Origin of the sequence: Streptomyces sp. NPDC093018 (assembly GCF_040684035.1) — a bacterium.
Taxonomy (GTDB): domain Bacteria; phylum Actinomycetota; class Actinomycetes; order Streptomycetales; family Streptomycetaceae; genus Streptomyces; species Streptomyces murinus.
This window is the reverse complement of record NZ_JBFBFF010000019.1, coordinates 22743-43028: the sequence shown is the minus strand read 5'-3', so window position 1 is coordinate 43028 and position 20286 is coordinate 22743. Positions and strand designations below refer to the sequence as shown.

The 20286-nt window shown below is 72.9% G+C and carries 19 protein-coding genes and 1 riboswitch; of the genes, 13 read left to right on the top strand and 6 right to left on the bottom strand.

Annotated elements, in window-relative coordinates; all coding sequences use genetic code 11:
- Positions 1-16: 16 nt before the first annotated feature.
- The 3 genes from AB0N90_RS31550 to AB0N90_RS31540 all read left to right on the top strand — a co-directional run bounded on the left by AB0N90_RS31550 (position 17) and on the right by AB0N90_RS31540 (position 3410).
- Positions 17-1387, top strand: coding sequence for a pitrilysin family protein (locus AB0N90_RS31550; protein ID WP_365202507.1), 1371 nt, complete (start codon positions 17-19; stop codon positions 1385-1387).
- A 226-nt stretch (positions 1388-1613) separates the two neighbouring features.
- Positions 1614-1772: riboswitch (cyclic di-AMP (ydaO/yuaA leader) on the top strand.
- Positions 1773-1785: 13 nt separating this feature from the next.
- Positions 1786-2529: a M23 family metallopeptidase gene (locus AB0N90_RS31545; RefSeq protein WP_365202381.1), complete on the top strand. Its 744-nt coding sequence runs from the start codon at positions 1786-1788 to the stop codon at positions 2527-2529.
- Positions 2530-2729: 200 nt separating this feature from the next.
- Complete coding sequence (locus AB0N90_RS31540; RefSeq protein ID WP_361677801.1) at positions 2730-3410, top strand: GntR family transcriptional regulator; 681 nt, start codon at positions 2730-2732, stop codon at positions 3408-3410.
- Between the two features lie 214 nt (positions 3411-3624).
- Here AB0N90_RS31540 and AB0N90_RS31535 read toward each other — a convergent pair whose 3' ends face one another.
- Positions 3625-3906 (bottom strand): HPr family phosphocarrier protein, encoded by a 282-nt coding sequence (locus AB0N90_RS31535; protein ID WP_365202379.1) that lies wholly within the window; start codon positions 3904-3906, stop codon positions 3625-3627.
- A 146-nt stretch (positions 3907-4052) separates the two neighbouring features.
- Between AB0N90_RS31535 and AB0N90_RS31530 the strand changes: the two genes are divergently transcribed.
- Genes AB0N90_RS31530 through AB0N90_RS31510 form a run of 5 tightly spaced genes read left to right on the top strand, consistent with a single transcriptional unit; the run spans position 4053 to position 9929 of the window.
- The gene (locus AB0N90_RS31530; protein WP_365202377.1) at positions 4053-6950 is read left to right on the top strand and encodes a GNAT family N-acetyltransferase; all 2898 of its coding nucleotides are present in this window, start codon (positions 4053-4055) and stop codon (positions 6948-6950) included.
- A gap of 11 nt (positions 6951-6961) precedes the next feature.
- On the top strand, positions 6962-7438 hold the full coding sequence (locus AB0N90_RS31525) for a hypothetical protein (protein ID WP_365202375.1): 477 nt from the start codon (positions 6962-6964) through the stop codon (positions 7436-7438).
- Position 7439: 1 nt separating this feature from the next.
- Positions 7440-8036 carry a DUF5998 family protein gene (locus AB0N90_RS31520; protein WP_164932605.1) on the top strand — a complete coding sequence of 199 codons (597 nt, stop codon included), beginning with the start codon at positions 7440-7442 and terminating at the stop codon, positions 8034-8036.
- Positions 8036-9226 carry a nucleotide pyrophosphatase/phosphodiesterase family protein gene (locus AB0N90_RS31515; protein ID WP_365202373.1) on the top strand — a complete coding sequence of 397 codons (1191 nt, stop codon included), beginning with the start codon at positions 8036-8038 and terminating at the stop codon, positions 9224-9226. Before AB0N90_RS31520 ends, AB0N90_RS31515 begins: the two co-directional genes overlap by 1 nt.
- A gap of 52 nt (positions 9227-9278) precedes the next feature.
- Complete coding sequence (locus AB0N90_RS31510) at positions 9279-9929, top strand: thymidine kinase (RefSeq protein WP_085566940.1); 651 nt, start codon at positions 9279-9281, stop codon at positions 9927-9929.
- A 58-nt stretch (positions 9930-9987) separates the two neighbouring features.
- Here the strand turns inward: AB0N90_RS31510 and AB0N90_RS31505 are convergent, their stop codons facing one another.
- Positions 9988-10779 (bottom strand): VOC family protein, encoded by a 792-nt coding sequence (locus AB0N90_RS31505; RefSeq protein ID WP_365202371.1) that lies wholly within the window; start codon positions 10777-10779, stop codon positions 9988-9990.
- 346 nt (positions 10780-11125) lie between these two features.
- Between AB0N90_RS31505 and AB0N90_RS31500 the strand changes: the two genes are divergently transcribed.
- Positions 11126-11977 (top strand): sulfurtransferase, encoded by an 852-nt coding sequence (locus AB0N90_RS31500; protein WP_365202369.1) that lies wholly within the window; start codon positions 11126-11128, stop codon positions 11975-11977.
- Positions 11978-12045: 68 nt separating this feature from the next.
- Here the strand turns inward: AB0N90_RS31500 and sepH are convergent, their stop codons facing one another.
- Positions 12046-13089 carry a septation protein SepH gene (gene sepH / locus AB0N90_RS31495; protein WP_361677819.1) on the bottom strand — a complete coding sequence of 348 codons (1044 nt, stop codon included), beginning with the start codon at positions 13087-13089 and terminating at the stop codon, positions 12046-12048.
- A gap of 480 nt (positions 13090-13569) precedes the next feature.
- On the opposite strand from sepH, the gene AB0N90_RS31490 reads away from it, so the two are divergent.
- A complete protein-coding gene (locus AB0N90_RS31490; protein ID WP_365202368.1) occupies positions 13570-14349 on the top strand; it encodes a hypothetical protein in 780 nt (259 codons plus the stop codon).
- Here the strand turns inward: AB0N90_RS31490 and AB0N90_RS31485 are convergent.
- Together AB0N90_RS31485 and AB0N90_RS31480 are read right to left on the bottom strand one after the other, a co-directional pair.
- The gene (locus AB0N90_RS31485; protein ID WP_365202366.1) at positions 14273-15604 is read right to left on the bottom strand and encodes a D-arabinono-1,4-lactone oxidase; all 1332 of its coding nucleotides are present in this window, start codon (positions 15602-15604) and stop codon (positions 14273-14275) included. The genes AB0N90_RS31490 and AB0N90_RS31485 overlap by 77 nt on opposite strands.
- The gene (locus AB0N90_RS31480; RefSeq protein WP_361677828.1) at positions 15552-16805 is read right to left on the bottom strand and encodes an MFS transporter; all 1254 of its coding nucleotides are present in this window, start codon (positions 16803-16805) and stop codon (positions 15552-15554) included. The genes AB0N90_RS31485 and AB0N90_RS31480 overlap by 53 nt, the downstream gene beginning before the upstream one ends.
- Before the next feature lie 173 nt (positions 16806-16978).
- Here AB0N90_RS31480 and AB0N90_RS31475 point away from each other — a divergent pair, with 173 nt between their 5' ends.
- Together AB0N90_RS31475 and AB0N90_RS31470 are read left to right on the top strand one after the other, a co-directional pair.
- The gene (locus AB0N90_RS31475; protein WP_365202363.1) at positions 16979-18106 is read left to right on the top strand and encodes a ferrochelatase; all 1128 of its coding nucleotides are present in this window, start codon (positions 16979-16981) and stop codon (positions 18104-18106) included.
- An 8-nt stretch (positions 18107-18114) separates the two neighbouring features.
- Entirely contained in the window at positions 18115-18930 is an 816-nt protein-coding gene (locus AB0N90_RS31470) for an inositol monophosphatase family protein (protein WP_365202361.1), read from the top strand.
- A 113-nt stretch (positions 18931-19043) separates the two neighbouring features.
- Here AB0N90_RS31470 and AB0N90_RS31465 read toward each other — a convergent pair whose 3' ends face one another.
- On the bottom strand, positions 19044-19217 hold the full coding sequence (locus tag AB0N90_RS31465; RefSeq protein ID WP_164932606.1) for a hypothetical protein: 174 nt from the start codon (positions 19215-19217) through the stop codon (positions 19044-19046).
- Positions 19218-19631: 414 nt separating this feature from the next.
- Here AB0N90_RS31465 and AB0N90_RS31460 point away from each other — a divergent pair, with 414 nt between their 5' ends.
- Positions 19632-20285 (top strand): response regulator transcription factor, encoded by a 654-nt coding sequence (locus AB0N90_RS31460; RefSeq protein WP_007387794.1) that lies wholly within the window; start codon positions 19632-19634, stop codon positions 20283-20285.
- Position 20286 lies beyond the last annotated feature (1 nt).

Here is a 20286-nt window from a genome sequence, read left to right as displayed (position 1 = left end):
CGAGCAGCTCGCCACCATGGACTTCCACCCGCAGCCGCAGGCCGGCGAGGCGAAGCCGTGGGCCTTCCCGGCCCCCGAGCGCGGCGCGCTCGACAACGGCCTGACCGTGCTGCGCTGCCACCGCCCCGGTCAGCAGGTCGTCGCCGTCGAGGTGCTCCTGGACGCCCCCCTGGACGCCGAGCCGGCCGGTCTGGACGGCGTCGCCACCATCATGGCGCGCGCCTTCTCCGAGGGCACCGACAAGCACTCCGCCGAGGAGTTCGCCGCCGAGCTGGAGCGCGCGGGCGCCACCCTGGACGCCCATGCCGACCACCCCGGCGTCCGGATCAGCCTGGAGGTCCCCGCCTCGCGCCTGGCCAAGGGGCTCGGCCTGGTCGCCGACGCGCTGCGGGCCCCCGCCTTCGCCGAGAGCGAGGTCGAGCGGCTGGTCCGCAACCGCCTGGACGAGATCCCGCACGAGCTGGCCAGCCCGGCCCGGCGCGCGGCCAAGGAGCTCTCCAAGGAGCTGTTCCCGGCGACCGCGCGCATGTCCCGGCCGCGCCAGGGCACCGAGGAGACCGTCGAGAAGATCGACGCGGCCGCCGTACGCGCCTTCTACGACCGCCATGTGCGCCCCGCCACCGCCACCGCGGTCGTGGTCGGCGACCTCACCGGCATCGACCTGGACGCGCTGCTCGGCGAGACCCTGGGCGCCTGGACCGGCACCCCGGGCGAGCCCCGCCCCGTGCCCGCGGTGACGGCCGACGACACCGGGCGCGTCGTCATCGTGGACCGGCCCGGCGCCGTCCAGACGCAGTTGCTCATCGGCCGGGTCGGCTCGGACCGGCACGACCGGGTGTGGCCCGCCCAGGTGCTCGGCACCTACTGCCTCGGCGGCACCCTCACCTCCCGCCTGGACCGCGTCCTGCGCGAGGAGAAGGGCTACACCTACGGTGTGCGCGCGTTCGGCCAGGTGCTCCGCTCCGGGCCCGACGGCAACGGCGCCTCCATGCTGGCCATCAGCGGCTCCGTGGACACCCCCAACACCGGCCCCGCGCTGGACGACCTGTGGAAGGTGCTGCGCACCCTCGCGGCGGAGGGCCTGACCGACGCCGAGCGGGACGTCGCCGTGCAGAACCTCGTCGGGGTCGCGCCGCTGAAGTACGAGACCGCGGCGGCCGTCGCGGGCACGCTCGCCGACCAGCTGGAGCAGCATCTGCCCGACGACTTCCAGGCGACGCTCTACCGGCAGTTGGCCGCGACGGGCACCGTGGAGGCCACCGCGGCGGTCGTCAACGCCTTCCCGGTGGACCGCCTGGTGACGGTCCTCGTGGGGGACGCGTCGGAGATCAAGGCGCCCGTGGAGGCGCTGGGCATCGGCCAGGTCACCGTGGTGGCGGCCGAGTAACCGCACACGCGGGCGGTCCCCTTACGGGTGGGGCCCTGACGGCCTACGGGTCGTCAGGGCCCCACTTTGTTCCACTCTCTCCTCAAGATGTCCGAATTGAGGCGGAGGTTGCCCGTCTGCCCTGTGGGATGCGCTACAAAAGCCGCGTTCTGTTTGAGGATTGAGAGCCGGTCCGCTTAGCGTCGTCCGGGTTGTCCGTCGGGCAGTGCGCCGCAGCCGCGGCACCGGACAGCCATCGCCGAGTCCCCGAGACGCGAGTCAGGGGAGCCGGGGACCCACACGTCCCTGGGGTGAATCGGGCGTCCGTGCGCGAGCGCGGGGCCCGTAGGAGACCTTCCTGCTCCGAACCCGTCAGCTAACCCGGTAGGCGAGAGGGAAGGAAAGGAACAGCCACACACATGGCGTTCATATGCGCCACCGGGAAGCACCGCAAGCCCGGCCGGGTCAAGCGCACCACCGCCCAGGCGGCCGGCGTCGCGGCCCTGACGACCACCGGTGTCATCGGCACCCTCGCCGCGTCCCCGGCGCTCGCCGCCGAGCACACCGTCGAGCAGACCGGCCTCACCCCGGTGCTCACCGCCAGCGACGACCTCGCCGAGCACATCGACGCCCAGGCCGTCGCCCAGCAGCGGATCGCCGAGCACGAGGCGGCCGAGAGGGCCGCCGCGGTGCGCGCCAAGGAGGCCCGTGCGGCCAAGGCCCGCGCCGCCCGCGAGGCCGAGCGCAAGCGGCTGAACGCCTTCGTCGCCCCGATCGCGCACTCCTACGTGTCCACCGGTTACAAGGCCAGCAGCTCTCTGTGGTCCTCCGGCTCCCACACCGGTATCGACTTCCACGCCATGACCGGCACCCCCGTGCACGCGGTCGGCGTCGGCACCGTCGTCTCCACCGGCTGGGGCGGGGCGTACGGCAACCAGATCGTGCTCCGCATGGCCGACGGCATGTACACCCAGTACGGCCATCTGTCGTCCATCGGTGTCACGGTGGGCCAGCAGGTCACCGCGGGCCAGCAGATCGGCCTGTCCGGCGCGACCGGCAACGTCACCGGCCCGCATCTGCACTTCGAGGCGCGCACCGGCCCCGACTACGGCTCCGACGTCGACCCCCTGGCCTACCTCCGCAGCCACGGCGTGAACGTCTGACCGACCCGTACGGCATCGAAAGCCCCGGCCCACCCGGCCGGGGCTTTCGCCATTCCCCGGCCGTTCTCGCCGTGCCCTGTCCAAAAAATATCCATGATTCGGGACTCGCCATCGGAAATTCCGGTGCGGTGGAATAGAGTCACGGAAAACACGCGCCCGTCGTCGGCGTCGTGTCGCGGGTATTAAGGCGGAGGTCGGTCATGCGTATTCCGGCGCGATCGGTGTGCACGGCGATCCGGGACGACATCGTCACCGGCGCCCTCGAACGCGGCGGCCGCCTCACCGAGGAGGTGCTCGCCCGCCGCTACGGCGTCTCCCGTGTCCCCGTGCGCGAGGCCCTGCGCACCCTGGAGGCGGAGGGCTTCGTGGTGACCCGGCGGCACGCGGGCGCCTGCGTCGCCGAGCCGACCGAGCAGGAGGCCGCCGACCTGCTGGAGATGCGCCTGCTGCTGGAGCCGCTCGGTGCCGCGCGCGCCGCCCGGCGCCGCACCGAGGCCCATCTGAAGGTGCTGCGCGGCCTGGTCCGGCTGGGCCAGGAGCGCGCCAGAAGGGGCGGCGGCGAGGATCTGCGCGCCCTGGACGGCTGGTTCCACGAGACGCTGGCCCAGTCCTGCGGCAGCCCCTCGCTGACCTCGACTCTTGTCCAACTGCGCCACAAGATCGCCTGGATGTACACGGTGGACACCCCGCCCGACGTCGTCGGCACCTGGGCGGAGCACGGCGCGATCGTGGACGCGGTGGCCCGCGGCGACGGCGAGCGCGCCCGCGCGGTGACCGCGCTGCACACCGAGCGGGCGACGGCGGCGCACCGGCTGCGGGTCCCCACAGCCGCGCCGCGCACTTCGCAACATGCCGTAAACATGTCCGGTGCGGGGAATTAACACCGGTGCCGTATACAAAGTGGGCGGGATATTCGACAGCCGTGTATTTCCGGATGCCCTGAATTTCCGTGAGCGGGTCATGGTGAATGCCGGCCGCGACCAATACGGTGGCGCGCCGAAAACGCGGAAACCGCGCCACCCACTGAGGATGGCGCGGCTTCTCGATATCCAGCGCGGACCGCCCCGGGTCCGCGCAGACGGACCCGGCTCCCGCTCAGACCGTCTCGGGCAGCTCTTCCAGGCCCTCGGCGACCAGCTTGGCCAGCCGGTCCAGGGCGACGTCCGCGCCCTCGGCCTCGGAGGCGAGCACGATCTCCTCGCCGCCCTGGGCGCCCAGGCCCAGAACGCCCAGCATGGAAGCCGCGTTGACCGGGGTGCCGCCGGCCTTGCAGATCGTCACCGGGATGCCTGCGGCCGTGGCGGCCCGGACGAAGATGGAGGCGGGGCGGGCGTGAAGACCCTCGGCCCAGCCGACGTTGACGCGGCGCTCAGCCATGTGTTGCTGCCCTTCACTGTTTCAGGGTTGTCTAGACCAGTGTTCCATATCGTGACGCATGCCAGAAGAGGGGCTGCGCACCCCCTCCGCCGTGCTCCACAGAGTGCCCCGCGCCGTTGTCGTACGCGAGCCGTACGCTGGGGCCCATGCGAACCTCGGCGGAACCGCAGAGCCGGTACGAGTACCCCGCGCACTGGGAGGCGGACGTGGTGCTGCGGGACGGAGGGACCGCCCGCATCCGGCCCATCACCGTCGACGACGCCGACCGCCTGGTCCACTTCTACGAGCAGGTCTCGGACGAGTCCAAGTACTACCGTTTCTTCGCCCCTTACCCCCGGCTCTCCGCCAAGGACGTCCACCGCTTCACGCACCACGACTTCGTGGACCGGGTGGGCCTCGCGGCCACCGTGGGCGGCGAGTTCATCGCGACCGTGCGCTACGACCGCATCGGGGCCGGCGGCGCGCCCGCGTCCGGGCCCTCCGACGAGGCGGAGGTCGCCTTCCTGGTGCAGGACGCCCACCAGGGCAGGGGGGTCGCCTCCGCCCTTCTTGAGCACATCGCGGCCGTCGCCCGGGAGCGGGGCATCCGCCGCTTCGCCGCCGAGGTGCTGCCCGCCAACAACAAGATGATCAAGGTGTTCACGGACGCCGGGTACACCCAGAAGCGCAGCTTCGAGGACGGCGTCGTACGCCTGGAACTGGACCTCGAACCCACCGACCGCGCCCTCGCCGTGCAGTACGCGCGCGAGCAGCGCGCCGAGGCACGCTCGGTGCAGCGGCTGCTCGCGCCCGGCTCCGTCGCGGTCATCGGCGTCGGCCGCGCACCCGGCGGGGTCGGCCGCAGCGTCCTCGCCAACATCCGCGACGCCGGGTACGAAGGCCCGCTGTACGCCGTGAACAAGGCGTTCCCCGAGGACCTGGCGGAGGTCGACGGGGTGGCCGCGTACCGCAGTGTGCGGGACGTCGACGGGCCCGTGGACCTCGCCGTCGTCGCCGTACCGGCCGAGTACGTGCCCGCGGTGGTCGCCGAGTGCGGGGAACACGGCGTCCAGGGGCTCGTCGTGCTCAGCGCCGGGTACGCCGAGAGCGGTCCTGAGGGCAGGGAGCGGCAGCGGGCACTGGTGCAGCAGGCGCGCGCGTACGGCATGCGGATCATCGGGCCCAACGCGTTCGGCGTCATCAACACCGCCGCGGACGTACGGCTGAACGCCTCCCTCGCCCCCGAGATGCCGCGCCCCGGCCGCATCGGCATGTTCGCCCAGTCCGGCGCCATCGGCATCGCGCTGCTGTCCCGGCTGCACCGGCGCGGCGGCGGGGTCACCGGCACCACCGGCGTCTCCACGTTCGTCTCCGCGGGCAACCGGGCGGACGTGTCCGGCAACGATGTCCTCCAGTACTGGTACGAGGACCCGGACACCGATGTCGTCCTCATGTACCTGGAGACCATCGGCAACCCGCGCAAGTTCACCCGGCTCGCCCGGCGGACGGCGGCGGCCAAGCCGCTGGTCGTGGTGCAGGGCACGGGCACGGCCCCGCAGGGACACGCGGTGCGCGCCACGCGGCTGCCGCACGCGACCGTCTCCGCGCTGCTGCGGCAGGCCGGGGTGATCCGGGTCGACACCATCACGGAGCTGGTCGACGCCGGGCTGCTGCTCGCCCGGCAGCCGCTGCCCGCCGGGCCCCGGGTCGCGATCCTCGGCAACTCCGAGTCGCTGGGCGTGCTGACGTACGACCGGTGCCTGGCCGAGGGCCTGCGGCCGGCGCGGCCGCTCGATCTGACGACCGGGGCCACACCGGAGGACTTCCACCGGGCGCTGAGCGCCGCGCTGGCCGACGACACGAACGACTCCGTCGTGGTGACGGCGATACCCGCGATCGGGGAGGCGTCGCCGGGGGACGCGGAGCTGGCGGAGGCCCTGCGCTCGGCTGCCGCCGGGGTGCCGGGGAAGCCGGTCCTGGTGGTGCATGTGGAGCTGGGCGGGCTGGCGGAGGCGCTGTCGGCGGCGGCGAGCACGGCACCGGCCGCGGTGCGGGCAGCCGGTGTCGAGAGGGCCCCCGGCACCGAGAGGGCGCTCGGTGCTGGTGGCGGTGCCCAGCCGTTCCGCCCTGCGGAACGTCTGTCCGGTCCCGCGGAACGTCCGCCCACCACGGAGGCGGACGGGGCGCCCGCCTCGGAAACCCCTCGCCTCATCCCCGCCTACCCCGCCGCCGAACGCGCCGTGCGCGCGCTCGCCGAAGCGGTTCGGTACGGACAGTGGCGGCGGGAGGCGGCCGAGCCCGGGAGGGTGCCGGAGTACGAGGACATCGACGAGAAGGGGGCCGCGTGGCTGATCGGGGAGCTGCTGGAGCGCGGGGAGGGGCTCACGATCTCGGACGCGCAGACCTGCGAGCTGCTCGCGAAGTACGGCATCCAGGTGCGCCGCGCGCTCCCCGCACCCACCCCCGACGACGCCGTGGCGGCCGCCCGCGCCCTGGGCTACCCGGTGGCCCTGAAGGCGACCGCCCCGCACCTGCGGCACCGCGCCGACCTGGGCGGCGTACGGCTCGACCTGGCGGACGAGGAGCAACTGCGCCGGGCGTACGCGGAGTTGAGCGAGCTGTTCGGCAAGCCGGAGGAGCTGCGCCCTGTGGTGCAGGGGATGGCGCCCCGGGGCGTCGACACCGTCGTACGGACCGTGATCGACCCGGCGGCCGGAGCCGTGCTGTCCTTCGGTCTCGCCGGCGCGGCCTCCCAGCTGCTGGACGACACGGCGCACCGGCTGATCCCGGTCACCGACCGGGAGGCGACCTCGCTGGTGCGCGCGATCCGCACCGCGCCCCTGCTGTTCGGCTGGCGCGGCTCCACCCCCGTCGACACCCCGGCCCTGGAGGAACTGCTGCTGCGGGTCTCCCGCCTGGTCGACGACCACCCCGAGGTGGTCGCCGTCACCCTGGAACCGGTCGTCGTGGCCCCGCACGGCGCGAACGTCCTCGGCGCCACCGTCCGCCTCGCGCCCCCGCCCGCCCGCGACGACCACGGCCCGCGCACCATGCCGGCCTACTGAAGCGGCGCCCCATGGAGATCGCCGGGCAGCGGCTCCCCGAGGGCAGCTGGTGGGACTGGGAGGTGACCGGCTGGGACGCCGGGGCGCTGCGGCTCGCCGCCGATCACGACCTCACGTACCACCACGTCCTGGAAGTGGTCTTCGTCGCACCCGCCCTGGTGTCCTGCCCGGCCGCCTTCCAGGATCCGGTCTTCCGCGCGCCCACCGCCGACGAGGCCGAGCGCCTGGTCCGCAGCCTCGGGGAGCGGCCGCCCGTCGTGGTCGCGTTCGAGGCGGACGCCGGTGGATCTGAACCCGTGTCCTGGCTGATCGCCGCCGAGCGGGTGGAGATCGGACACGGGCCGGTCCCGAGGAACCGGACACGGGCCGGTCCCGGGAGCACGCGGCCACCGGACCCGCGGACGCCCGGTTCCGGCGCCCCTGACACGCCGGGAGCCCCCGCCGGCGGCCCGCCCCGTTGGCCCGGAGTGCCCCTGTCCACGGACTAGGATGGACGCCATGGCCAAGACCAGTACGACGACCCAGGGGCTGCGAGCGGCGATCGAGCGCAGCGGCTACTACCCGGCCCTCGTGGCCGAGGCGGTGGAGGCTGCCGTGGGCGGCGAGCCCATCCGGTCGTACCTGGTCCACCAGGAGACCACGTTCGACCAGAACGAGGTGCGCCGCCATGTGACCGTCCTGGTCCTCACCGGCCACCGCTTCATCGTCAGCCACACCGACGAGCAGGCCGCCGACAGCACCTCCCCGACGCCGTACGCCACCACCTCCACCGAGTCGGTGAAGCTCGGCCGGATCTCGTCCGTGGTGGTCAGCCGGGTGGTCGCCAACCCTGAGCAGTACACCCCGGGCACCCTGCCCCGCGAGGTCGTGCTGACCATCGGCTGGGGCGCGGTCAGCCGGATCGACCTGGAGCCCGCCGCCTGCGGCGACCCCAACTGCGACGCCGACCACGGCTACACGGGCAACTCCACGGCCGACGACCTCAGCCTGCGCGTCAGCGAGGCAGGGGACGGTCCCGAGACGGTGCGCGAGGCGCTCGCCTTCGCGCAGGCCCTCTCCGAGGCGACCGCGGACCTCGACCGCTGATGTCCCAGCTCTCCGCCTGGGACCACCCGGAGCCCCTCGCCCTGGCCACCGCCCCGCTGCCCGAGTACGGCACCGGCTCCCTCGCCGACCTGCTCCCCACGCTCGCCGCCGGCATGGGCGTCCCCGGCATGACCGCCGCGATCACGGAGCTCGCCTCGGTCGACCGCGCCTGCGTCTTCCTGGTCGACGGCCTCGGCTGGGAGCAGCTGCGCGCCCACCCGGACGAGGCGCCCTTCCTCAACTCGCTGCTCGGCAGCTCGCGCGGCGGTACCGGGCGGCCGCTCACCGCGGGCTACCCGGCGACCACCGCGGCCTCCCTCGCCTCCGTCGGCACCGGCCTGCCCCCCGGCGCGCACGGCCTGCCCGGCTACACGGTCCGTGACCCGGCCACCGGCGCGCTGATGAACCAGCTCCGCTGGCAGCCGTACACCGACCCGCGCCGCTGGCAGCCGTACCCCACCGTCTTCCAGCTGGCCCATGACGCCGGGGTGCACGCCGCACAGGTCTCCTCGCCCACGTTTCAGCACACCCCGCTCACCAAGGTCGCGCTCAGCGGCGGCAGCTTCCACGGCAGGCTGTCCGGCGAGGAGCGGATGGACCTCGCGGCCGCGCAACTGGCCGCCGGGGACCGCTCGCTGGTGTACACGTACTACGCCGAACTCGACGGCGCGGGCCACCGCTACGGCGTCGCCTCCGACACCTGGCGCGGCCAGCTGATGTACGTCGACCGGCTCGCCCAGCGCCTCGCCGAGCAACTGCCCCCGCGCAGCGCGCTCTACGTCACCGCCGACCACGGCATGATCGACGTGCCGTTCGACGAGGAGCACCGCTTCGACTTCGACACGGACTGGGAACTGAGCGCCGGGGTCGCCCTGCTCGGCGGCGAGGGCCGGGCCCGCCATGTGTACGCGGTGCCGGGCGCCGCGAACGACGTACTCACCTGCTGGCGCGAGGTGCTCGGCGAGCAGTTCTGGGTGGCCTCGCGCGATGAGGCGATCAAGGCCGGCTGGTTCGGGCCGCACGTGGACGAACGGGTGTACGCCCGGCTCGGCGACGTGATCGCGGCCGCGTCCGACGACGTCCTGATCATCGCCTCCGAGCGGGAGCCCAAGGAGTCCGCGCTGGTGGGCAACCACGGTTCGATGACTCCCGTGGAGCAGCTGGTCCCGCTGCTCGAAGTACGCTCCTGACCGCTGCCCCGTCCGCTGTTCCCCCCCCTCGCCGAAAGGTGCTCAACTCCTCATGCCCGAGCTGGTGTTCTTCTCCGGAACGATGGACTGCGGGAAGTCGACGCTGGCTCTGCAGATCGAGCACAACCGCTCCGCGCGGGGCCTCGCCGGGATGATATTCACCCGTAACGACCGCGCGGGCGCGGGCAAGCTGTCCTCGCGCCTCGGTCTGGTCACCGACGCGGTGGAGGTCGCCGACGCCCAGGACCTCTATGTGTACATCGTGGACCACCTCTCGCAGGGCGGCCGGATCGACTATGTGATCGCGGACGAGGCGCAGTTCCTCGCGCCCGTGCAGATCGACCAGCTGGCCCGCGTGGTGGACGACCTCGGCGTGGACGTCTTCGCCTTCGGCATCACCACCGACTTCCGCTCGAAGCTCTTCCCCGGCTCCCAGCGGCTCGTGGAGCTGGCCGACCGCGTCGAGGTGCTCCAGGTGGAGGCGCTGTGCTGGTGCGGAGCCCGCGCCACGCACAACGCCCGTACGGTCGGCGGCGAGATGGTGGTCGAGGGCGCCCAGGTCGTCGTCGGGGACGTCAACCAGGCGGCGGGCGAGGTCGGTTACGAGGTGCTGTGCCGCCGCCACCACCGGCGCCGGATGACCGCCGCGACGGCCCGCGCGGCGGCCCTCTCCCCGGACGTGCTGCCCGTCTCGTCCTCCTGAGCCCACCGGGATCCCACCCGCTGCCCGCCGGTCGCGGTGCGCGGCCGGCGATAAGCCGTCAGCGCGGATCCTGGACCACCGAGAACACCGCGCCCTCCGGGTCCGCCACCGTGGCCATCCGCCCGTGCGGGCCGTCATGGGCCGGGCGGACGATCCGGCCGCCGAGCCCCGTCACCTGACGCAGCGTCTCCGCGGTGTCGGCCACCTCGAAATAGGTCCCCCAGTACGGCCCCTGGTCCCGGGGCAGCCCATGGCCCACACCGTGCAGCCCGGCCACCGGGCGCCCGTCGACGCACAGGGTCACATAGTCGAACCCCGCGGACACCACCGGCTCCGTCTCGTAACCGAACACGCTGGCGTAGAACTTGGCGACGCTCTCGGTCTCAAACGTGATCAGCTCGTTCCACGCGGGCGCGCCCGGTACCCCGGTGATCGCCGGGGCCAGATGCGCGGGCGCCTGCCAGATGCCGAACACCGCGCCCGAGGGATCCGCCGCGATGGCCAGCCGCCCGGCCTCGGCCGCGTCCAGCGGGCCGACCGCCACCGTGCCGCCGCACAGCCGTACCGCCTCCGCCGTGCGGTCCACGTCGTCCGAGGCGAGATAGGGCGTCCAGGCGATCGGCAGCCGGTTCTCCGGCGGCAGCTGGCCCATGCCGGCCACCTCGCGCCCGTCGAGCAACGCCCGCACATACGGGCCGAGCTGCTGCGGGCCCGGCCGGAACTCCCAGCCGAACAGCTCCCCGTAGAACTCCTCGGTGGCGGTGAGCCGGTGCGCCATCAGACTCACCCAGCAGGGTGTGCCGGGCGCGCGCAGCGCCTGCGGACCGGCCGACTCCCGTGCCTCGGTCATCGATCACTCTCTCCCCGGCCGCCTTGTGCGGCGGCCGTGTCGCTTCCGCTCCTCCGGCAGGTGTGTGCACGCCGCCGGCGCGTACGCCCGTAGGGGTGTGTCCGCATCCTCCACGGTCGCGCGGCCCTGGCGTGTCGCCGCGCCGCCGGTCCGGCGGTGTCTTCCGGAAGAATGCCTGGGCTGACGTCTTTCGCCGCTTCCTGACGATGTCCGACTGCTGTCCGACTGATGTCCGCCGGGCGTACGGCATGTGCCCGATCCCCTACGGTTCGTGATCGAGCCTGCCCGGCCGAGCAGAGTAGCGGGACCTGGACGCGGCGGCCACCCCTGGCGTATGCATGGCGCCATGACAGTCATCATCACCGCACCCGAACTCGCCGAGGCGCTCGCCGGCGAGGCGCCGCCGGTCCTGCTGGACGTGCGCTGGCAGTTGAGCCTGGCGAAGGCGGCGGGCGCCCCGCCCTTCGACGGCCGGGCCGAGCACGCGGCCGGGCACATCCCCGGCGCGGTCTTCGTCGACCTGGACCGGGAGTTGGCCGGGGCGCCGGGCGGGCGCGGCCGCCATCCGCTGCCGGACCTCGCGGAGTTCGGCGCCGCCATGCGCCGCGCGGGCGTGTCGGCGAGCCGTCCGGTCGTCGTGTACGACGGCGGGCAGGGCTGGGCCGCCGCCCGCACGTGGTGGATGCTGCACTGGACGGGTCACCCGGACGTGCGGGTCCTCGACGGCGGGTTGCCGTCCTGGACGGGGGAGTTGGCCACCGGGGCGCCCGTCCCGGACGCGGGCGACTTCGTGCCCGCGCCGGACGCGGCCGGCCTTCTGGACGCGGACGGAGCCGCCGAACTGGCCCGTACGGGTGTGCTGCTGGACGCCCGCGCGGGGGAGCGGTACCGGGGCGAGGTGGAGCCCGTGGACCGGGTCGGCGGGCACATCCCCGGCGCGGTCTCGGCGCCGACGACGGAGAACGTGGGCCCCGACGGCCGGTTCCTGCCCGCGGTCGAGCTGAAGGACCGCTTCAAGGCCCTCGGCGTCTCCTCCGACGCGCCGGTGGGCGTCTACTGCGGCTCGGGCGTGTCCGGCGCCCATGAGGTGCTGGCGCTCGCGGTGGCGGGCATCCCGGCGGCCCTGTACGTCGGTTCGTGGTCGGAGTGGTCCGCGGACCCGTCCCGGCCGGTGGCGGTGGGCGCCGACCCGCAGTAGCGGCCACGGCAGCGCCAAGAGGGGCGGAACACCTGGGTGTTCCGCCCCTCTTGGCGTCGTACGACGGTCTACTCCTGCTTCTTGCGCCGGGTGCCGAACACGATCTCGTCCCAGCTCGGGACGGCCGCGCGGCGGCCGGGGCGGACCCCGTCGGCCTCGGCCTGGCGGTCCGTGGCGCCGGTCAGCCGGTCGCGGTGGCTGCCGACCGAGCGGGGCATGAGGACGTCCGCGTAGGCCGAGCCGGCCGAGGCGGCGGGCGCCGGGGGCTCCTCCACGGCGGCTTCCTCGTCGGGCTCGTCCGGGGTCTCCGGGGTGCGCTCGGGCACCACCATGTCGCCGCGGAAGGAGGGCACCGCCTCCAACAGGCTGGTCAGCGAGTCCCGTTCGCCGGTCATCTCCTCGGCGGGCTCGGACGACTGCGCGGGCAGGCTCGGCCGCTCCCGCTCGGTCTGCCGGTCGAGGGCGCGGTCCATCGAACGCTCGCGCGGCAGCCGGGCGATGCGCGGGACGAACGGGAAGCTCGGCTCCGGTACGGCGAGATCGTCGGACTCGCCGATCAGCGAGCGCGCCTCGTCGTCCACGGCCTGGACCAGCCGCCGGGGCGGGTCGTACGTCCAGCTCGCCGAGTGCGGTTCACCGGCGACCCGGTAGACGAGCAGCACCTCCCAGGTGCCGTCGTCGCGGCGCCAGGAGTCCCACTGCACGGTGTCCTTCTCGGCGCCGCGCAGCAACAGCCGTTCCTGGACGGCCTCGCCGAGCAGCGGCCCCGAGTTCTCGCCGGGGCGGCGGACCGGGGTCTTGCGGGCGCGCTCGGCCATGAAGGCGCGTTCGGCCAGCACCGGACCCTCGAAGCGCCGCACCCGGTCGACGGGGATGCCCGCGAGCTGTGCGACCTCTTCCGCCGTGGCACCGGCTCGTATCCGCGCCTGGATGTCACGGGGGCGCAGATGGCTCTCGACCTCGATCTCGATCTGGCCGAGCCGTGGCCGGTCGCCGCGCACGGCGGCGCGCAGCCGCTCGTCGATCGGAAGCGTGTACTCCGTTGCGTCGGCAGCTTTCAGCACCAGCCGTGTGCCGTCATTCGAGACGGCCACGACACGCAGTTCGGGCATGGGGACCTCCCGGGTGGTGCCTGCCGACGTCACGTGCGTCGCTGCTTCCGCTAGTCGAGTGTGGCCTGCCCGGGTGCAGCCTGCCACAACCTTGCCGAGTTGCCCGGCGTGTCGGGCACGGGCCCTGGAACGCCGTTATGGCACGGTTACCAGTTCGCCACGCTAAGTGACAAAGTCCGTCACCCTGTGCAACTAGCCCCCTCCCGGCGGTCCTTGGTGGCCGCGGACACCCTGGTGGGAGGCCGGACCCAGGGCTCGCAACAGTACTCCATTCGGGCCACGTACGTGGATTGGCGCGCCGCCCAACTTCTGGCAAGGGGCGCGTCCGAGCCGTGCGCAACCGGTTTTGTGGATCATGAACGTGGCGAAGTTCACGCAATCCCCAGAAACGGAACTAATGGTTTCGCGCATACGTCCCTATCTCGTGCAGTCGGTACCTCGATGTCGATCAAGTACGGGAAAGGCAGGCAAGTTCCGGGTATGCGTGAAACACCCGATGCGGAGCGGAAGCGGATCGACCTGAACGTCCCGCAGGTGGCGGGCAGCGCCCTGGCGGCGGTCATCGCGGCGAAGCTGGCCTCCTCCTTCGGCGTGTACGGCACGATCCTCGGCGCCGGTCTCGTCAGCGTGATCGCCACCTGCGGCGGCACCCTCTTCCAGCACTTCTTCCGGCGCACCGGGGAGCAGCTGCGGGTCGCCAAGACGCCGGCCGAGGTCTTTCCGGCGCCGGGGCCGCCCGCCGAGGGCGAGTTCTCCGCGGGCACCGTCTACCGCGCGCGGGTCAAGAGCTGGCGGCGGCCGGTGATCGCGGCCGCTCTCGTGTTCGGGGTGACCATGGGCGGCATCACGACGTACGAACTGGCGTCCGGCAGCAGCTTCAGCGGCGGCTCCGGTACGACGGTCGGCGACGCGGTCGGCGGCCGGAAATCCACCGTCCACCGAACGGATGACCCCGGTCAGCTTCCCTCGCATGTCCCCTCGGGCGACGGCGCCTCGTCGGACGGCGGCGCCACCCCGGACACGGGGTCGGGCTCCGGCTCGGGCACGGGTTCCGGCTCGGGTTCCGGCTCCGAGAGCGGTACGACGGACTCCGCGACGCCCTCCCCGAGCGCCTCGCCGGACGGGCGGACGGACGGAGGCCGGGCCACGCCGGCCCCCACGCCCAGCGGTTCCGCCGACGCGCCTACGACCCCAGCATCCTCCGCAAGTAGTCGTTCCGGAACAGCCGATCCGGGTCGAGACGGTCCCGCAACGCCGTGAACTCGGCGAACCGCGGATACACCCGCGCGAAGTACTCCGCGTCCCGGGTGTGCACCTTGCCCCAGTGCGGCCGCCCCTCGTGCGCGGTGAAGATCCGCTCGGCGGCGGTGAAGTACGACTGGTACGGCGTGCCCCGGTACATATGGACGGCGATGTAGGCGCTGTCCCGGCCCGAGGCGGTGGACAGGGTGATGTCGTCGGCCGGGGCGGTGCGCACCTCCACCGGGAAGCTGATGCGCAGCCCCGAGCGCTCGACCATCGCCTTCAGCTCGCGCAGCGTCTCCACCAGGGCCGCGCGCGGAACGGCGTACTCCATCTCCACGAAGCGCACCCGGCGCGGCGAGGTGAAGACCTTGTAAGGGATGTCGGTGTACGTCCGCGCGGACAGCACCCTGCTGGAGATCCTCGCGATCCCCGGGATGCTCGCGGGCGCGGCCCGGCCGACCCACTGGGTCGCCTGGAAGAGGCCGTTGGAGAGGAACTCGTCCTCGAACCACCCGGCCAGCTGCCCGACGGGCTGCTCGGGGCCCGCGCTGCGGTTGTTGCGCTTGGTGTTGGTGTTCCCGGTGTGCGGGAACCAGTAGAACTCGAAGTGCTCGTTCTCCGCCCAGAGTTGATCGAACTCGGCGAGGACCCGGTCGAGGGACATCGGCTCCTCGCGCGCGGTCAGCAGGAACAGCGGTTCCACGGTGAAGGTGATCGCGGTGACGATGCCGAGCGCGCCGAGCCCGAGGCGGGCGGCGGCGAAGACCTCGGGGTTCTCGGTCGCGGAGCAGCTGAGCACCGAGCCGTCCGCCGTGACGAGTTCGAGGCCCTTGATCTGGGCGGCGATGGAGGCGGAGTCACGGCCCGTGCCATGGGTGCCGGTGCTGGTGGCTCCGGAGACCGTCTGCTCCATGATGTCGCCCATGTTGGTGAGCGACAGCCCCTCGCGCGCCAGCACCGTGTTGAGTCGCTTGAGCGGGGTGCCCGCCTCGACCGTGACCGTCATGGAGTCCCGGTCAATGTTGCGTATGCCCGTCAACAGTTGAGGACGTATCAACACGCCGTCGGTGGCGGCGATCGAGGTGAAGGAGTGCCCGGTGCCGACGGCCTTCACCGGCAGCCCGTCCTCCCGTGCCCGGCGCACCGCCTCGGCCAGTTCCTCCACCGAGACCGGAGCGACCTGCCGGGCGGGCCGGGCCGCGACGTTCCCGCCCCAGTTACGCCATGTGCTGTTCGCGCCGCTCGTCTTCCCGCTCGCTGTGCTGCTCAACGGTTCCTCCCCGACCCGCGGCCGGCCTGCGCAGCCGGCGGTACCCGAGGAAACCGACCACGACCGCGACGGCCCCGGAGAGCACCGGGACCCCGTACCCGGCACGCGCCCCGGCGGCGTCGATCACCGAACCGGCCAGCGAGGAGCCGAGCGCCACGCCGACCGCGAGGCCGGTGCTCACCCAGGTCATGCCCTCGGTGAGCTGCGCGCGAGGTACGTGCTCTTCGATGAGGGACATCGTCGTGATCATCGTCGGTGCGATGGACAGCCCCGCAACGAACAGCGCCACGGCCAGAAGCGGCAGGTTTCCGACCAGTAGGAGGGGGATCATACTCACGGCCATGGCGGCCACGCCCAGCAGCCAGCGGCGCTCCGCCGCCCCGGCCAGGCGCAGCAGCCCGAAGACCGCGCCCGCCGCACACGAGCCGGCCGCGTACAGGGCGAGCACCACGCTCGCGGCGCCCTTGTGGCCGCGTTCGTCGGCGAAGGCGACCGTGACCACGTCCACCGAGCCGAAGATCGCGCCGGTCGCCACGAAGGTCGCCACCAGCACCTGGAGACCCTTCGAACGCAGCGCGGTGCCGCCCCCGCCGTGCCGCTCGCGGGGGTGCGGCGCGGGTTCGGTGGCGCGCAGGGCGGTCAGCCAGCAGACCCCGGCCGCCAGGAAGACGGCGGCGAGCAGCGGGCCCGCCTCCGGGAACCAGACCGTGCACAGGCCGATGGAGATGATCGGCCCGAAGACGAAGCAGATCTCGTCCATGACCGACTCGAACGAGTAGGCGGTGTGCAGCTTGGGCGTGCCTCGGTACAGGGCGGCCCAGCGGGCCCGGATCATCGCGCCCAGGCTCGGCACCGCGCCGATCCCGGCGGCGCAGGCGAACAGCACCCAGTCCGGCCACCGGAAATGCGCGGCCAGCAGCAGCCCGGCGGCCGCGACGAGGGCCACCAGGGTCGCGGGCCGCAGCACCCGGCTCTGCCCGTGCCGGTCCACCAGCCGGGAGACCTGCGGTCCGAGCACCGCGGCGGACAGCGCGATGGTGGCCGACAGCGCGCCGGCGAGCCCGTAGCGCCCGGTGAGCTGGGAGATCATCGTGACCACGCCGATGCCCATCATGGACAGCGGCATCCGGCCGAGGAGCCCCGCGGCCGAGAAGGCCTTGGTGCCGGGCACGTCGAAGAGGGCTCTGTAGGGGCTGGGCACGTGGTCTCCGAGGCGGTTCCGGTAAGGCGCGAATGCGGTGGATACAGCTTACGAGTTAGGTGACCCTAAGTGCACACGATTTCGGCTGGGGAAATTTCGGCATAAACCCACCGGATCTCGACTCTTCATCCCGCGGTTGCCGGGCTGTCGGTACCGGGTGGCAGGATCGAGACATGCCAGACGCGCTCGATGCCACTCCCTACGACGCCCTGCTCCTGCTCTCCTTCGGCGGCCCCGAGGGCCCCGACGACGTGGTCCCGTTCCTGGAGAACGTCACACACGGGCGCGGCATCCCGAAAGAACGCCTGAAGGAAGTCGGGAAGCACTACTTCCGGTTCGGCGGGGTCAGCCCCATCAACGGCCAGAACCGCGCCCTCCTGGAGGCACTGCGCGAGGACTTCGCCGGGCACGGCCTGGACCTGCCGGTGTACTGGGGCAACCGCAACTGGGCGCCGTACCTGACCGACACCCTGCGCGAGATGGTCGCCGACGGGCGTCGCCGCATCCTGGTCCTCGCCACCAGCGCCTACGCCTCCTACTCGGGCTGCCGCCAGTACCGCGAGAACCTCGCCGACGCGCTGGCAGCCCTGGAGGCCGAGGGCCTGGAGCTCCCCGAGGTCGACAAGCTGCGGCACTACTTCAACCACCCCGGCTTCGTCGAACCGATGATCGACGGCGTGCTGCGCTCCCTCGCCGACCTCCCCGAGGACGTCCGCGACGGCGCCCACATCGCCTTCAGCACCCACTCCATCCCCACGGCCGCCGCCGACACCTCCGGCCCCGTGGCGGCCCACGGCGAGGGCGGCGCCTACGTCGAGGAACACCTGGACGTGGCCCAGCTGATCGCCGACGCCGTCCGCGAGCGCACCGGCGTGGACCACCCCTGGCGCCTCGTCTACCAGTCCCGCTCCGGCGCCCCGCACATCCCGTGGCTGGAGCCCGACATCTGCGACCACCTGGAGGAGCGGCACGCGGCCGGCGTCCCCGCGGTCGTCATGGCCCCCATCGGCTTCGTCTCCGACCACATGGAGGTCCTGTACGACCTCGACACCGAGGCCACCGAGAAGGCCGCGGAACTGGGCCTGCCGGTGCGCCGCTCGGCCACCGTGGGCGCCGACCCCCGGTTCGCGGCCGCCGTGCGCGAACTGATCCTGGAGCGCGCCGCCACCGAGCGCGGCCAGGACATCACCCCCTGCGCCCTGGGCACCCTGGGCGCGAGCCACAACGTCTGTCCCGTCGGCTGCTGCCCGTCCCGGGCGCCCCGCCCGGCCGCCGCGGGCGCCGACAGCCCCTACGCGTGAGGAGACCCGTGACCGAGGCCCTGCACCGGGACCTGCTGCGGCTGGCCCAGGAGGCCGCCCGCCGCGCCGGCGAGCTGCTGCGGGACGGCCGCCCGGCCGATCTCGCCGTGGCGCGGACCAAGTCCAGCCCGATCGACGTCGTCACCGAGATGGACATCGCGGCCGAGAAGCTGATCACCGATCTGATCGCCGGACAGCGCCCCGACGACGGCTTCCTCGGCGAGGAGGGCGCCTCCGCCGCCGGCACCAGCGGTGTGCGCTGGGTGATCGACCCGCTCGACGGCACCGTGAACTACCTCTACGGCCTGCCGACCTGGGCGGTGTCCATCGCCGCCGAGCAGGACGGCGAGACCGTCGCCGGGGTCGTCGCGGCCCCGATGCGCGGCGAGACGTACCACGCGGTACGCGGCGGCGGCGCCTGGGTCACCGGCGCGTGGGAGGGCGAACGGGCGCTCGCCTGCCGCCCCGCGCCCCCGCTGGACCAGGCGCTGGTCTCCACCGGCTTCAACTACGTCACCGAGGTGCGCACCCACCAGGCCGAGGTGGCCGCCCGGCTCATCCCGCTGGTCAGGGACATCCGGCGGGGCGGCTCCGCGGCCATCGACCTGTGCGACGTGGCCTGCGGCCGGCTCGACGGCTACTACGAGCGCGGACTGAACCCGTGGGACTACGCCGCGGGGGACCTCATCGCCCGGGAGGCGGGCGCGCTGACCGGTGGACGGCCCGCACAGCGCCTCTCACGGGAACTGACGCTGGCGGGTACCCCGGGCGTCTTCGAGCCGCTCCAGGGGCTGCTGGAGGACTTCGGGGCCTGGCACGACTGACGGCCTCCGGACGACCCGGCGAGATCGCCCCCGCACGACGCGAAGGGACCCCGGCGCTGGATTCGCCGGGGTCCCTTCGCGTGCCGGTGTCGCGCCGGTGCGCTCGGACGGGATCAGACGCGGGTCGCGCCGACCTCCACACCGTGTTCGGCGGCGAGGCGGCGCAGGTCGTCCAGCTCTGCCTGCTCCACCTCCACGAGGAAGTCGTCGCCCTCGTCGCGGGCCCGCGACAGGTCGGACTCGGTCGTCTTTATGCGCTGGAGAAGTCCTGCGGTGAAAGCGTCCATGCTGCGCCCCCTCGTCCAGGGTCGGTGGGTCGGTGGCACGGGGGTGTGCCGGGTGGGAAAGGACGATCACGTCTCCCGCAGGTGCCCGGCGCGCCCGGCCGGGCGCGGCTACGGTGCCGGACACCCGCGCCCGCTCTGCACAAGCGGATCGTGAGGTACCGCATGGTGCTGCGGCACATGCAGAGCGTGATCGCGGGGTGTAAAACCCGTCCTCCCCCCGCTCCCGTTCCCGGAAACCTCACCGGTGCAGAAAATCTCGTATTCCCGCCCGGGGCGCCCCTTCCTGCGGCCGGACCCCGCTTACAGCCGACTTATGGCCGAAAAGGGCAGGATGGAGGTCACACTCCACGAACACCCCTGCCCGCGCCGGCGCCCCGGAGCGCTACGCGGGTGGACACAGGAAGGACAAGGGACGTGCGCGTACTCGTCGTCGAGGACGAGCAGCTGCTCGCCGATGCGGTGGCCACCGGACTGCGCCGGGAGGCCATGGCCGTCGACGTCGTGTACGACGGTGCGGCCGCCCTGGAACGCATCGGCGTCAACGACTACGACGTGGTCGTCCTCGACCGCGACCTCCCGCTCGTGCACGGCGACGACGTCTGCCGCAGGATCGTCGAGCTGGGCATGCCCACCCGGGTGCTGATGCTCACGGCCTCCGGAGACGTCAGCGACCGGGTCGAGGGCCTGGAGATCGGTGCCGACGACTATCTGCCCAAGCCGTTCGCGTTCAGCGAGCTGATCGCCCGGGTGCGCGCCCTGGGCCGCCGCACCAGCGTGCCCCTGCCGCCGGTCCTGGAGCGGGCCGGCATCAAGCTCGACCCCAACCGTCGCGAAGTCTTCCGCGACGGCAAGGAGGTCCAGCTCGCGCCCAAGGAGTTCGCGGTCCTGGAGGTGCTGATGCGCAGCGAGGGCGCGGTCGTCTCGGCGGAACAGCTGCTGGAGAAGGCCTGGGACGAGAACACCGACCCGTTCACCAATGTGGTCCGGGTGACGGTCATGACCCTGCGCCGCAAACTCGGCGAGCCCCCCGTCATCGTCACCGTGCCCGGCTCCGGCTACCGGATCTGAT

Bases quoted from the DNA above. Each gene is read 5' to 3' on its own strand.
- AB0N90_RS31550 (WP_365202507.1), top strand. From the start codon at position 17: ATGGACTTCCACCCGCAGCCGCAGGCCGGCGAGGCGAAGCCGTGGGCC.
- AB0N90_RS31545 (WP_365202381.1), top strand. From the start codon at position 1,786: ATGGCGTTCATATGCGCCACCGGGAAGCACCGCAAGCCCGGCCGGGTC.
- AB0N90_RS31540 (WP_361677801.1), top strand. From the start codon at position 2,730: ATGCGTATTCCGGCGCGATCGGTGTGCACGGCGATCCGGGACGACATC.
- AB0N90_RS31535 (WP_365202379.1), bottom strand. From the start codon at position 3,906: ATGGCTGAGCGCCGCGTCAACGTCGGCTGGGCCGAGGGTCTTCACGCC.
- AB0N90_RS31530 (WP_365202377.1), top strand. From the start codon at position 4,053: ATGCGAACCTCGGCGGAACCGCAGAGCCGGTACGAGTACCCCGCGCAC.
- AB0N90_RS31525 (WP_365202375.1), top strand. From the start codon at position 6,962: ATGGAGATCGCCGGGCAGCGGCTCCCCGAGGGCAGCTGGTGGGACTGG.
- AB0N90_RS31520 (WP_164932605.1), top strand. From the start codon at position 7,440: ATGGACGCCATGGCCAAGACCAGTACGACGACCCAGGGGCTGCGAGCG.
- AB0N90_RS31515 (WP_365202373.1), top strand. From the start codon at position 8,036: ATGTCCCAGCTCTCCGCCTGGGACCACCCGGAGCCCCTCGCCCTGGCC.
- AB0N90_RS31510 (WP_085566940.1), top strand. From the start codon at position 9,279: ATGCCCGAGCTGGTGTTCTTCTCCGGAACGATGGACTGCGGGAAGTCG.
- AB0N90_RS31505 (WP_365202371.1), bottom strand. From the start codon at position 10,779: ATGACCGAGGCACGGGAGTCGGCCGGTCCGCAGGCGCTGCGCGCGCCC.
- AB0N90_RS31500 (WP_365202369.1), top strand. From the start codon at position 11,126: ATGACAGTCATCATCACCGCACCCGAACTCGCCGAGGCGCTCGCCGGC.
- sepH (WP_361677819.1), bottom strand. From the start codon at position 13,089: ATGCCCGAACTGCGTGTCGTGGCCGTCTCGAATGACGGCACACGGCTG.
- AB0N90_RS31490 (WP_365202368.1), top strand. From the start codon at position 13,570: ATGCGTGAAACACCCGATGCGGAGCGGAAGCGGATCGACCTGAACGTC.
- AB0N90_RS31475 (WP_365202363.1), top strand. From the start codon at position 16,979: ATGCCAGACGCGCTCGATGCCACTCCCTACGACGCCCTGCTCCTGCTC.
- AB0N90_RS31465 (WP_164932606.1), bottom strand. From the start codon at position 19,217: ATGGACGCTTTCACCGCAGGACTTCTCCAGCGCATAAAGACGACCGAG.